Raw genomic sequence first — 13,476 nt, 5'->3', positions numbered from 1 at the left:
ATATACATTCTATTTGATGAGCGTATGTGACATATTTTTTATTTTTGCAGCCCTTGAGAAATTTGATTCACTACTTCTTGCTTTTCTTGGTCACTTGCATTTTGCCAATATACTTCAAATAACACACCCAAACCAGGGAGCATTTTTTCCTCACCGCTTTGAACTGCATCGACAATTGTCGCTTCTACTTCTTCTTGATTACTCCCTTGTACGTTTTGCATAATGGCACCACGTAAGTTAAAGCTCATGTGGAATCTTCCTTTCATTATATAGTATCGATCGAAAGCCAATATCGAACTTGGCCATTTAATCTGTTATAGTATGTATGTTATCGGGTAAGATTATGACAAAGAAATGAATTTTTTTATACGATTCGTATTGATAAAACCTATAGACAATAGTATAACTGCAACTAAGGCTCTCGCCATTAAGACTGTTTTCATAATGATTATTCATTTAGTAATTGACATACTGAAGACACCTGCGGTAGCGGTAAATGAGATGAAAAGTGTTGTTCTATAAAGGACAAAGAATACTTACTGCTGTTCATAATAGAAAGGATCGAATGAAATGGAAATGATAGAATCATTACAAAACCCAAAAGTAAAAGCTTGGAAAAAGCTACAAACAAAAAAAGGCCGAGAAAAGTCCGGATTATTTTTGTTAGAAGGAACTCATTTAATTGAAGAAGCGTTGAAAGCTGACGTTCCGATAAAATCCCTCATCATCGCCGAAGGAAAAGAGCTTCCCTCACAATGGAAAGCCTTGAATTTAGAGCTTATCGAAGTGACGGATAAAGTGATGAGAGAAATATGTGAGACGGAAACGCCACAAGGCTTCGCTGCAATTTGTGAACTGCCGGACAATGAAAACCTTCCTTTGGAGGAAGGGAAGTTTCTTTTTATCGATGGTGTGCAGGATCCAGGGAACATAGGTGGTATGATTCGAACAGCAGATGCTGCAGGGCTGACAGGTGTTGTTCTAGGAGAAGGAACTGCTGATCCTTTTAACGGGAAAGTCATTCGTGCAACACAAGGGTCATTGTTCCATATACCTGTACAAAAAATGAATCTAGAAGAAGCTATTCAGATATGTAAAGAAAATGAAATTCCTGTTTTTGGCACATCATTGCAAGGGAGCACCTATACTGCGATACAGCCACAGGAACATTTCGCCCTCATTTTAGGCAATGAAGGAAGCGGGGTTCAAGAATCGTTGTTATCGATGTGTGATCAAAATTTATATATTCCGATTTTCGGTAACGCAGAGTCATTAAATGTAGGGGTTGCAGCTGGAATTCTTTTATATCACTTAAGAGAAAGCTGATCGTCTCAACTCGGAAACTAAGAATATATATAAATTCGGGCGCCTTGCACTTTTCTAAGATGTGTCTGTTTTTGCGAAATTTATTTGCGAATCGGAACAAAACCTTATATAATGTGTAACATAAATGTACAACGTCAATCATTATTTTAAAAACGATGAAAGAGAGTAGTACGCTGATCGTTCCCTTCCAGGGAGGATATGCCATAGACTGAAAGCATATCTACGTGGAGCCCGGCCGAATTCGCTCTGGAGTTGACATTGGACCGCAAGTGAATCTGCTTGCGAAGATGATCCGGTTTGAAGTCCGTTATCTTCTACTTGAGTGAATGTAAAAGCGAGAGTGTTCGTTTTTCATTAATAAGGGTGGTACCGCGAGCTTTCGTCCCTTTTGGGAGCGAAGGCTTTTTTGTCGTTAAAATGGTGCATGCCGCAAAATTTATACAAATATATGACGTGAAAATTATCGTGTCCTTAGACATTAAAGGAGGAAAAAAGTTATGTTAGACCGTCTGCAGCAATTGAGAGACGAAGCACTTCAAAAAGTTGAAGCTTCACAAACCGTAAACGACTTAAAAGAGTTAAAAGTTGCTTACTTAGGTAAAAAAGGTCCGATTACAGAAGTACTGAAAGGAATGGGGAAGCTGTCCAAAGAGGAGCGACCTGTCGTCGGACAAAAAGCAAATGAAGTACGCGGAGATGTTCAAAGTGCAATAGAATCAAAAGAACAGAAGCTTGAAGAAGCAGCATTAACTGAGCGACTTAAAGCTGAAAGTATCGATGTGACTCTTCCTGCACGCCCAGTAAACAAAGGAAGCCGTCATCCGCTTACGTCAGTTGTTGAAACGATCGAAGATATTTTTATCGGTATGGGGTTCAACGTAGCGGAAGGACCAGAAGTCGAAACAGACTATTATAATTTTGAATCATTAAATTTACCTAAGCATCATCCAGCACGAGATATGCAAGACACATTTTTCATCACGCCAGATTTACTGCTGCGTACGCAAACATCGCCAGTACAAACGAGAACGATGGAAAAACATGAAGGAAAAGGGCCAGTGAAAATCATTTGTCCAGGTAAAGTGTACCGCCGTGATGAGGACGATGCGACCCACTCTCATCAGTTTATGCAAATTGAAGGGCTCGTCGTTGATGAAGGAATTCAGATGAGCGACTTAAAAGGAATTTTTGAAACGTTTGTAAAACGTTATTTCGGTGAAGATCGTGAAATTCGTCTACGACCTAGCTTCTTCCCATTCACAGAACCTTCAGCAGAATTAGATATTTCTTGTGCCATTTGTCATGGTGAAGGATGCCGGACATGTAAGCAAACAGGCTGGATTGAAGTGTTAGGCTCAGGTATGGTTCATCCGAATGTACTTAGAATGAGCGGTTTTGATCCAGATAATTATTCTGGTTTCGCATTCGGAATGGGAGTTGAACGATTTGCGATGTTAAAATATGCGGTTGATGACATTCGTCATTTCTATACGAATGACACAAGATTTTTATCTCAATTTAAGCGAGTTTAATATTGAAAAAATAGAGTACAAGGAGGAACCAGCGTGCTAGTATCGTATCAATGGTTAAAAAAATATATCGAAATAGATGACCTTAGCGCTCATGAAGTTGCTGAAAAACTGACACGAAGCGGGGTTGAAGTTGACCTCGTTCATTCATTGAATCAAGGTGTAAAAAATGTTGTTGTCGGAAAGGTGCTCTCATGTGAGAAGCACCCGGAAGCAGATAAATTAAATTTATGTCAAGTTGACGTTGGTGAAGAAGAACCCGTACAAATTGTTTGTGGTGCGAAAAATGTAGCAAAAGACCAATTCGTTGCAGTCGCAAAAGTTGGTGCTCGCCTGCCTGGAGGCATGAAAATTAAACGGGCAAAACTCCGCGGTCAAACTTCAGAAGGGATGATTTGTTCCTTACAAGAGCTCGGATTTGAAGGTAAGCTTGTCTCTAAAGAGCTTTCAGAAGGAATTTTCGTTTTTCCATCTGATATGGTGCCTGGCGAGGATGCCCTTGAGCATTTAAATCTTCATGATGAAGTGTTAGAGCTTGACTTAACTGCAAACCGTGCTGACTGCTTAAGCATGATTGGCGTTGCATATGAAGTAGGTGCGATTCTTGGGCGTGAGGTAACATTGCCTGAAGTGCAAGTGAACGAAGGTGATGAACGAGCATCAGATTATATTTCAGTCGTTGTTAATGCAAAAGAAGATAACCCGTATTATGGTGCAACAATCATTAGAGATGTAACGATTGCGTCATCCCCGATGTGGCTGCAGACAAAACTGATGGCAGCAGGGATCCGTCCTATTAATAATGTCGTTGACGTCACGAACTTTGTACTGCTTGAATATGGTCAGCCGTTACACGCGTTTGATTACGAGCGCTTCGGATCAAAACAAGTACACGTACGCAGAGCTAACGATGGAGAAAAAATCGTATCGTTAGATGATGTCGAGCGCACGTTATCACCAGAACATCTCGTCATTACAAACGGTACAGAACCGATGGCGATTGCTGGCGTAATGGGCGGTGCAACATCAGAAGTACAAAATGATACTCAACATATTTTGTTAGAAGCAGCGTATTTTAAAGATACTGTTGTCCGCAAAACGTCTCGCGAGCTGGGCTTACGAAGTGATTCAAGTGCACGCTTTGAAAAGGGTATTGACCCGAACAGAGTGAAAAAAGCAGCACAACGTGCAGCACAATTAATTGCTGACCTCTCTGGCGGCACAGTACTTTCCGGTGTTGTGGCATATGACGAATTAGAAACAGACCCGCATGAGGTAAAGATTACTCTCGAAAAAATCAATGCGGTACTCGGAACAGATATTGACGTAAATACCGTCAAATCGATTTTACAAAAGCTGCAATTCCCATTTGACGAGCAAGGAGGAGCATTTAATATTTACGTTCCGACTCGTCGAAATGATATAAAAATTGAAGCAGATATTGTAGAAGAGGTTGCCCGTCTTTACGGCTATGATAACATTCCAACGACATTGCCAACGACACCAACGATACCAGGTGGCTTAACGTTGATTCAACAGAAAAAACGAAAAGCTCGCCGTTTTCTAGAAAGTACCGGTATTCACGAGGCAGTTAATTATTCGTTAACGACTGCTGAAAAAGAGGCTTATTTTGAAAGTGATGAAAAACCTCGCGTTAAAATTGCGTTACCGATGAGTGAGGAACGAAGTACATTACGTACAACGCTCGTACCTCATTTGCTTGATGCATTAAGCCATAACAAGAACCGCAATATGCTTGATGTTCATTTATACGAAATCGGCTCTGTATTCCAAACGGAAGAGACAACTGTTACTCGTCAACCAGATGAAAAGACGATGATTGCTGGCGCATTCATGGGTTCATGGTATATGCATAGCTGGCAAGCTGAAAAGAAATCGGTAGATTTTTTCGTCGTTAAAGGAATCGTCGAAGGACTGTTGTCTGAAATGAATGTGTCACGGGATGTTCAGTTTGTACAGGCCGAGCGCACAGGCTATCATCCAGGTAGAACGGCTGAATTATTAGTAGAAGGAGAAACAGTCGGTGTCATCGGCCAGCTTCATCCATCTGTTGCGAAAGCCTGGTCTTTGCCAGACACGTACACATTTGAACTTGACCTTCAAAAAGTAACTAGTCATGAAGCAGAATCGTTACGTTATACTCAGATTCCGAGGTACCCTGCGGTCGATCGTGACATTGCTCTTGTCGTTGATGAATCTGTTATAGCTGCAGATGTTGAACGTGTGATTGTTGAGCTAGGCGGTAACCTCCTTACTTCGATTTCACTATTTGATGTGTACCAAGGGGAACACTTAGAACGTGGCAAAAAATCTTTAGCTTTTTCACTGCGCTATCAAGACCCTGAAAAAACGTTAACCGAAGAAGATGTATCCTCTGTACACGAAAAAGTATTATCTGGACTTGAACAACAAATCGGAGCTACATTACGTTCATAACTTGCTGTTGCTGACTCAAAGTACTTGCTTTTGAGTCAGCTTTTGCATGTTTTATAACTGAAATGTGTTTAAGTAAATAGGGGTTGCATGATTGCGAGAAACAATAGAAAATAAATGATGTAGAGTTTAGAGTCGGGGTAAAACGATTTGTCATTAAGTGAATGGAGGAGATAACAATGAATTTCCTTTTAGCAGCTGCTTTAATTATTAGCCTTATTTATTTTTTAAAGCAGATTCAAAATACGAAGAAAAAAGAAGGGTCTGCTGGAGGTATCAAACGTTATTTAACATCGATTTGCTTTTTTATGATCGCGTTTGTCATTTTGGTTGCGATGACATTTGACTTGTTAGGGATCATTGTTTGGGGAATTGTTATCATATTCACCTTTTTAGCTGCTTATTTTACAAAGTTTTTTCCGACAAATGAAGATTATTCGCAAAATTGAAAGGAGAAACAGAATGTTTTCCAATAGTCAAGATAAACCGAAAAGACTTCAACCGTATTATGCAATTGATATTATCGTATTAATTAGTGCTCTTATTATATGGTTTCTATTTTTCTTAAATATTTTTTCACGAGAGCTTATGCCGCTTGTCATTGGTGTAATTTCTTTATCATTTTTTATCAGAACGATAGAGCAATGGAAGCTTAACAATAAATCATCGCTTACAGCTTATTTCATTGCTGCAGTCATTACACTCGTCTTGATGATTTTCTTTTTATTGTAAGCATCGATATTCACGGACGTAAGCCGATATAGATTTGCGTCAAAGGATAGGGAAGTTGCGTCAAAGGATAGAAAAGTTGCGTCAAAGGATAGGGAAGTTGCGTCAAAGGATAGAAAAGTTGCGTCAAAGGATAGGGAAGTTGCGTCAAAGGATAGGGAAGTTGCGTCAAAGGATAGGGAAGTTGCGTCAAAGGATAGGGAAGTTGCGTCAAAGGATAGGGAAGTTGCGTCAAAGGATAGGGAAGTTGCGTCAAAGGATAGGGAAGTTGCGTCAAAGGATAGGGAAGTTGCGTCAAAGGATAGGGAAGTTGCGTCAAAGGATAGAAAAGTTGCATCAAAGCATAGAGAAATTGCGATGCAAACGAAGTGCGGCAAGAGTTAGATGTTGCACTTGTGCTCTGAAATGAATACACCTGTCATAAGCGATTCGAATAAAAATTCACAAAATAACAAAAGAAGATGGCGTTCAGATTACCTACCTCAATAGCGGAATTAGATTCCACAAAATTAACGACAAAAAACGCTTAGTTCTGACCTCAGTCAAAATCTAAGCGTAATATCGTTAGCCTATTACTTTTTGAGTGTTACCGAAGTGCCACTTCGTACAAGAATATAATGTATCTTTTCCTTTTAAGCGGACGATTTCTTTTGCTGCTTGGTCGACTTTGCTGCCTGCTCCTTTTGGCAGAGGAAGCCCGACTTGCTGTTCTAATGCATCCATTTCTTTTAAAAATGAATAACGAGCAAGGACTGATGCAGCAGCTACTGCAGGATGAAGGTTTTCTGCCTTCGTTGCAAAGTATAACGGCTTCTCTGAACGCCATTGCTTTCCTTTTGAACGTAAATATTCAAAATAACGGTCAGGCTGTACAAACTGATCAATGAGAATTCCTTCAACGTTTAACTGTTCGTCTGCACATTTTTTCATGACATTCACAATAGCTTGATGATGAAGTAAGGCTTTCATTTGACCTTGGTTCATCCCTTTTTGCTGAAGGTCATTATATTTTTTATTTTTTAAAACGAGAAGGCTGTACGTACATTCTTTTACTAGTTTTGGCGCGATGTCTCGAATTGTAGTATCCGTAATTGTTTTGGAATCACGAATCCCCCAATGTTCGATCGTCTTCATTTGCTCAGGTGATAAATGGGTACAAACGACAGTCATCGGACCGAAATAATCGCCGGTACCTGTTTCGTCACTTCCTAAAAGAACAAGGTTGGCAACATCTTCCGGGGGCTGATATTTATGATTATTTACACTTTTTGTAGTGGATTTTTTCTTTGTCGGAGCCGCTTTACTTTCATTCCCCCACCTTTTCGCCTCAGTTGTAGCGTCTTTACCTTGGAAAAGGACTTTTCCTGACCGATAGCCTGTGATCGAACAACCTTTCGTTTTAGCGGCAAAAACCGCTCCTTGAGGGGGTTTTGCTTTTAGCGAATCGGAATATGTAAGTTTCATTTTTTCTAATATTGACTTATCAACTTGCACAACTTCGTAACTCATTAGAATCAAGCCTCTCTAAATATTTTGGTTCGAATACTATCGTTATCATAGACATTTTCGGGAAAGATGCGTATTAACTAGTATAGACAAACTCGTATTCTAAGTCATCTATTTTCTGTAATCAATAGTTTATATTTTCATACACGATCTGGCATGTTATGATAAATAATAGGATTTCTATGACGAATGGAGGCTTAGTAGTGGGAGAAGAACACGAAAAGCGTCGAACGAGTGTGACGATTTTTGGGCAGCAGTATAAAATTGTTGGGTCAGAAGATCCAGAGCATGTGAAAAAAGTTGCCAGACTCGTCGATCGAAAAATGAAAGAACTAAAAGGAAAGAATCCATATTTAGATTCAAATAAATTAGCTGTTTTAACAGCTGTCAATATAGGAAATGAATATTTAGATCTGCTTAAAAGGATAGAGGAAGATGAAAAGAAAGATGGGGATTTATAAAGATGCTTAGTTTTTTGTTGTTTATTGCTTTAATTATTAGCTTTTTTGTTGGATTTCGACGTGGATTTATTTTACAACTTATCCATTTACTAGGATTCGTAGTTGCCTTTATCGTTGCCTACTTATACTATCAAGATGTTGCACACTACATACGATTATGGATCCCGTTTCCGCAGCTTTCATCAGATTCAGGAATGAGCCTCCTTGTTGAAGCTTTTCATTTGGAGTCCGTTTACTACAATGGAATTGCTTTTGCTGCTCTTTTCATTATTACGAAGGTCGTCATGCATATTTTTGGATCGCTATTTGATTTTCTCGCACATTTACCGATATTAAACATGATTAATCGCTGGCTTGGGGGAGCATTAGGTTTTATTGAAGGTCTGCTTATTATTGTAGTACTTTTGCATTTAGCCGCTCTTATTCAGTTAGAGGCTGTTCAACAAGTGTTGCAAGGTTCTAGTTTTGCGCAAATGATTTTTGATTACACACCAATCTTATCAAATGAAATAAAAGAACTTTGGTCTGAAACGACTTAAGGTTAGCTTCTCGTTCATGCGAGGAGCTTTCTTTGCGACTACTGACATCATCAAAGTTGCTTTAATCTTACGATTATCGTTATGATGAGAATAGATATATGGACAAGGATCGATGAAAACGAGGTGAGCCGTTATGACAGCATTAAATAAAAAAGATATTATTCAAACATTAGAAAAAATCGCTGTTTATCTTGAAATAAAAGGAGAAAATGCGTTTAAAGTTTCTGCTTACAGAAAAGCAGCGCAAGCTCTTGAACGAGACGAACGTACGATTGGTGAAATTGAAGACCCTTCCAAGCTACAAGGTATAGGCAAAGGAACGGCCGCAATTATTGAAGAGCTTGTTCTAGAAGGGAAAAGCTCGACGCTGACAGAACTTGAGGAAGAACTTCCTGAAGGATTACTTCCATTATTAAAGCTTCCCGGACTAGGTGGAAAAAAGATTGGCAAGCTTTATCAGGAACTTGGAGTAGTTGATGTGGCGACATTGAGAACAGCCTGTGAAAAAAACAAAGTACAAAGGCTTCCAGGCTTTGGGGAGAAAACAGAAGAAAAGATATTAGCAGCCATCGATGAATTAGGGAAACGTCCAGAACGATTACCAATTGCACAAATGATTCCTGGCGTTGAGGAAATTAAGTCACGTCTTGATCGAATGACCGGAATACAGAGATATGAAATTGCTGGCAGCTTTCGCAGATGCCGTGAAATGGTTAAAGATCTTGACTTCATATTATCCACGGATGATCCTGTGCATGTAGGAGATCAATTAGTTTCGATGGAAAACATTATAGAAATTATCGGACATGGTGAGACAAAGGTCAGTATTGAACTGCAGCTTGATGACTTAATTGTTCCAATTGATTTCCGTATGGTTGAAGACAAAGCATTTGCTACAACCCTTCATCATTTTACAGGATCAAAAGATCATAATGTCCTTATGCGTCAACGTGCGAAGGAGAACGGAGAAAAAATCAGCGAGTATGGAGTCGAGAATGAAGAAACTGGTGAAGTGAAAACATTTGACTCAGAGAAAGACTTTTTCAAGCATTTCGGACTATCGTTTATTCCTCCAGAAGTTCGTGAAGGTTATGAAGAAATCGAACAGTTCGAGAAAGAGATGTCACTTGTTGAATTGAATGACATCAAAGGAGATCTTCATATGCATACGACGTGGAGTGATGGGGCACATTCAATTGCAGAGATGATCGAAGCATGCCGTTCAAAAGGGTATTCTTTTATGGCAGTAACAGATCACTCGCAATTTTTACGAGTTGCAAATGGGTTAACTGTAGAACGTTTGAAACGTCAGCATGAGGAAGTTCGTAAACAAAATGAGAAATACGATGGCTTTACGGTGTTTACAGGGATTGAGATGGATATATTACCAGATGGATCTTTAGATTATGATGATGAAATTCTTGAACATGTAGATTTTGTCATCGGCTCGATTCATTCTGCATTTAATCAAGATGAAAAAACGATTATGAAACGATTAAAAACAGCGCTATACAATCCTCACGTAGCAATGATCGCGCACCCAACTGGAAGGTTGATAGGAAGACGGAGTGGATATCCAGTGAACATGGATGAACTTTTTGAAGTTGCGGTTGAAACTAATACGATCTTAGAATTGAATGCGAATCCAAATAGGCTGGATTTATCGGCAGATTGGTTGAAAAAAGCACAGGACAAAGGTGTGAAATTTGCCGTAAACACGGATGCACACCGAATAGAGATGCTTGACCATATGCCAATCGGTGTGAAAGCGGCTCGACGTGGATGGTTGAAAAATGAAAATGTCGTGAATACGTGGACAGCTGAAGAACTAAAGGCATTCATTCAAAAAGGTCGGTAACAGACGGAGGTGACCCCTTGTGTTAGAAAGGGTTTGTCGCATATTAGAATATAACAAAATGAAAGAGCAATTAATCCAGCATGCTAGTTCCTCATTAGGAAAACAACGTGTAAAGAACTTAATGCCATCATTTAACATGGAAGAAATAGAACATGCACAGCAAAGCACATATGAAGGTGCAAATGTGCTCAGGCTGAAAGGACAAGTTCCATTAGGTGGACTTCGTGATATTCGAGCTAGCGTTAAACGTGCTCAAATCGGCGGTATGCTCAATGAACTAGAGTTACTGGACATTTCGTCCACGATTTACGGAAGTCGCCGTTTTAAAAGTTTTGTCGAAAGTATGCTTGAAGACGAGATTGAGTTAACGATCTTGCCTAACTTAGTGAATCAGATGGTTCCTTTAACAGATTTAGAAAGAGAAATCAAACAGTCAATTGATGAAAGCGGAGAAGTGTTAGATTCTGCGAGCTCTGCCCTGCGCAGTATACGTCAGCAAATCCGCTCACATGAATCGAATGTGCGCTCAAAATTAGAAAATATAACGCGATCATCAAGCGGTCGAAAAATGCTCTCTGATGCCATTATCACGATTCGAAATGATCGTTATGTCATTCCAGTAAAACAAGAGTATCGCAGCCACTTCGGCGGGATGGTTCATGATCAGTCAGCATCTGGAGCGACTTTATTTGTCGAACCAGAATCAGTCGTGCAAATTAACAATCAGCTCCGTGAAGCTCGGGTTAAAGAAAAGCAAGAAATAAACCGGATTTTAATATCTTTATCCGGACAAGTGAATGAATCTGCAAATGAATTATTAACTGTCATTCATATTATGACCGAAGTAGACTTTATCTTTGCAAAAGCACACTACAGTGCGGCAATTAAAGCGACACAGCCGAATTTAAATGAACAAGGCAAAATAAAAATGACGAAAGCCAGACATCCGCTGATTTCAGCTGATGAAATCGTCCCTATTGATATCGAATTAGGGACTGATTTTTCCTCGCTTGTGATTACCGGACCGAACACAGGAGGCAAGACGGTTACATTAAAAACGGTCGGATTATTAACGTTAATGGCTCAATCAGGGTTACAAATTCCTTGTGAAGAAGGTTCAATAGCTTCCGTGTTCCAGCAAATTTTTGCGGATATTGGTGATGAACAGTCAATCGAACAAAGCTTAAGTACTTTTTCGTCACATATGACGAACATTGTTGATATTTTAGAGCGGATTGACCACCAGTCTCTCGTCCTGTTTGATGAACTTGGTGCTGGTACGGATCCTACTGAAGGTGCGGCACTTGCCATATCAATTCTTGATTACGTATACAATGCTGGCGCAAAAGTAATCGCAACGACACATTATAGTGAATTGAAAGGATATGCGTACAATCGAGAAGGCGTGATGAATGCGAGTGTTGAATTTAATGTTGAAACATTAAAACCAACATATCGACTGCTTATCGGTGTGCCAGGGCGAAGTAATGCTTTTGCAATCAGTCGCAGGCTCGGGTTAAGTGATACAATTATAGATGATGCAAAAAGCCATATTGGCGCAGATACGAACAAAATTGAAAATATGATTGCTTCACTTGAAGACAGCCGAAAAGACGCTGAACAGCAAATGGAGGAAACAGAGATACTTCGAAAAGAAGCAGAGCGGCTTCACCGTGAATTGACTAACGAGTTTGATAAACTACAAACAGAAAAAGAGAAAGTATTGAAAGAAGCTGAAGAAAAAGCTGCCGAATCAGTGGAGAAAGCAAAAGCGGAAGCTGAACAAGTCATCCATGAACTTCGTGAAATGCAAAAAAATAATCCGGCCATTAAAGAACATGAGCTAATTGATGCGAAGAAACGATTAGAACGGGCTGAGCCAGAATTAGTGAATAAGAAAAAGCAAACAAAGAAACCTTTAAAGCAGCCAAAAGTAAATAAGCTTGTACCAGGTGATGAAGTGAAAGTGGTAAGTTTTGACCAAAAAGGTCATATCGTTGAAAAAGTCAATGATAACGAGTACTTCGTTCAGCTTGGAATGATGAAAATGAAAGTAAAAAAAGAAGACCTTCTTTATATTGACCGTCCGAAAGAAGTTGAAAAAAACCCGTTATCAACAATTCGTGGAAAAGGGTCCCATGTGAAATCGGAACTAGATTTACGAGGAGAACGCTTTGAAGATGCAATGAGAGAAGTCGAAAAATATCTAGATGATGCTGTCCTTGCCGGTTACCATCAAGTCTCAATTATTCATGGGCAAGGGACCGGGGCTCTTCGTAAAGGTGTACAAGAATTATTAAAAAAACATCGAAACGTAAAAGGGACACGCCTAGGTGGAGCTGGTGAAGGAGGATCAGGTGTAACAGTCGTATCGCTAAAATAATCACCTGTTCTCGATGAGGGGGAGAACCGATGGAAAACTTTTTTCAACATGATTATGTCTATACAGCAGGGATGTACAGTATTGTAGTCGTCGGGTTAATCATAGCTTTAGCTGTATTTGAGATCGTGACGAAATATAAAACTTGGGATGAAATCAAAAATGGAAATATAGCTGTATCTTTAGCAACAGGTGGAAAGATATTTGGAGTAGCAAACGTTTTCCGTCATTCCATTATGGCAAATGATTCGATATTGGAAATGCTAGGCTGGGGAGCGTTTGGCTTCACCCTCCTACTATTTGTTTATTTTATTTTTGAGTTTTTAACACCAGGATTTAAAGTCGATGAGGAACTTCAAAAAGATAATCGCTCCGTCGGCTTCATTTCATTTATCCTATCTGCAGCATTGTCTTATATTATTGGTGCAAGCATTCGCTAGATATTAAGGGGAAACTTTATTTTTATCACGTAATTAGGATTATATAGAATAAATGAAGGTGAGATCGTGTTATGGAAACATTATGGAAAGTATTAATTGTTCTTTGTGGTGGGTTTATTATTGCTGGAATGATCTTTTTACTATTCTTTACTTAAAAAAAAGCATGGTGATGAATAGTTCATCAATTATATGTTCATCTGTATCTTAAATGAAAGAGTATAAAGCTACACATAGAGGCAGCTAGTCGTCATGAC

Annotated in this window: 13 protein-coding genes and 1 other annotated feature; of the genes, 11 read left to right on the top strand and 2 right to left on the bottom strand. The window is 39.4% G+C overall.

The genetic code is table 11. From position 1 onward, the window contains the following. Window positions 1-38: 38 nt before the first annotated feature. On the bottom strand, window positions 39-248 hold the full coding sequence (sspI, locus tag CD001_RS21420; protein WP_096189659.1) for a small acid-soluble spore protein SspI: 210 nt from the start codon (window positions 246-248) through the stop codon (window positions 39-41). A 322-nt stretch (window positions 249-570) separates the two neighbouring features. Here sspI and CD001_RS21415 point away from each other — a divergent pair, with 322 nt between their 5' ends. The 6 genes from CD001_RS21415 to CD001_RS26110 all read left to right on the top strand — a co-directional run bounded on the left by CD001_RS21415 (window position 571) and on the right by CD001_RS26110 (window position 6,447). Continuing rightward, window positions 571-1,326 (top strand): TrmH family RNA methyltransferase, encoded by a 756-nt coding sequence (locus CD001_RS21415; RefSeq protein ID WP_096189658.1) that lies wholly within the window; start codon window positions 571-573, stop codon window positions 1,324-1,326. Between the two features lie 146 nt (window positions 1,327-1,472). Then, window positions 1,473-1,716: a binding site (T-box leader), on the top strand. A 107-nt stretch (window positions 1,717-1,823) separates the two neighbouring features. After that, window positions 1,824-2,858 carry a phenylalanine--tRNA ligase subunit alpha gene (gene pheS / locus CD001_RS21410; protein ID WP_096189657.1) on the top strand — a complete coding sequence of 345 codons (1,035 nt, stop codon included), beginning with the start codon at window positions 1,824-1,826 and terminating at the stop codon, window positions 2,856-2,858. Between the two features lie 33 nt (window positions 2,859-2,891). Then, a complete protein-coding gene (gene pheT, locus CD001_RS21405; RefSeq protein WP_096189656.1) occupies window positions 2,892-5,312 on the top strand; it encodes a phenylalanine--tRNA ligase subunit beta in 2,421 nt (806 codons plus the stop codon). Window positions 5,313-5,488: 176 nt separating this feature from the next. Then, on the top strand, window positions 5,489-5,758 hold the full coding sequence (locus CD001_RS21400; protein ID WP_096189655.1) for a hypothetical protein: 270 nt from the start codon (window positions 5,489-5,491) through the stop codon (window positions 5,756-5,758). Window positions 5,759-5,771: 13 nt separating this feature from the next. After that, window positions 5,772-6,041, top strand: coding sequence for a hypothetical protein (locus CD001_RS21395; protein WP_096189654.1), 270 nt, complete (start codon window positions 5,772-5,774; stop codon window positions 6,039-6,041). A 55-nt stretch (window positions 6,042-6,096) separates the two neighbouring features. After that, complete coding sequence (locus CD001_RS26110; RefSeq protein ID WP_179298855.1) at window positions 6,097-6,447, top strand: hypothetical protein; 351 nt, start codon at window positions 6,097-6,099, stop codon at window positions 6,445-6,447. Between the two features lie 155 nt (window positions 6,448-6,602). Here CD001_RS26110 and rnhC read toward each other — a convergent pair whose 3' ends face one another. Then, window positions 6,603-7,547 (bottom strand): ribonuclease HIII, encoded by a 945-nt coding sequence (gene rnhC / locus CD001_RS21390; RefSeq protein WP_096189653.1) that lies wholly within the window; start codon window positions 7,545-7,547, stop codon window positions 6,603-6,605. A gap of 200 nt (window positions 7,548-7,747) precedes the next feature. Here rnhC and zapA point away from each other — a divergent pair, with 200 nt between their 5' ends. From zapA to CD001_RS21365, 5 genes are all read left to right on the top strand, one after another. After that, window positions 7,748-8,005, top strand: coding sequence for a cell division protein ZapA (gene zapA / locus CD001_RS21385; protein WP_257009892.1), 258 nt, complete (start codon window positions 7,748-7,750; stop codon window positions 8,003-8,005). Window positions 8,006-8,007: 2 nt separating this feature from the next. Further along, the gene (locus tag CD001_RS21380) at window positions 8,008-8,544 is read left to right on the top strand and encodes a CvpA family protein (protein WP_096189651.1); all 537 of its coding nucleotides are present in this window, start codon (window positions 8,008-8,010) and stop codon (window positions 8,542-8,544) included. A gap of 133 nt (window positions 8,545-8,677) precedes the next feature. Then, entirely contained in the window at window positions 8,678-10,402 is a 1,725-nt protein-coding gene (gene polX, locus CD001_RS21375; protein ID WP_096189650.1) for a DNA polymerase/3'-5' exonuclease PolX, read from the top strand. Between the two features lie 19 nt (window positions 10,403-10,421). Further along, complete coding sequence (locus CD001_RS21370) at window positions 10,422-12,785, top strand: endonuclease MutS2 (protein WP_096189649.1); 2,364 nt, start codon at window positions 10,422-10,424, stop codon at window positions 12,783-12,785. A 29-nt stretch (window positions 12,786-12,814) separates the two neighbouring features. Continuing rightward, entirely contained in the window at window positions 12,815-13,222 is a 408-nt protein-coding gene (locus tag CD001_RS21365) for a DUF350 domain-containing protein (RefSeq protein WP_096189648.1), read from the top strand. Window positions 13,223-13,476 lie beyond the last annotated feature (254 nt).

Source organism: Evansella halocellulosilytica, from assembly GCF_002335745.1.
GTDB classification, from domain to species: Bacteria; Bacillota; Bacilli; order Bacillales; family Salisediminibacteriaceae; genus Bacillus_CA; species Bacillus_CA halocellulosilytica.
The sequence above is the reverse complement of the archived record's forward strand: the minus strand, read 5'-3'. Positions and strand labels throughout refer to the sequence as shown.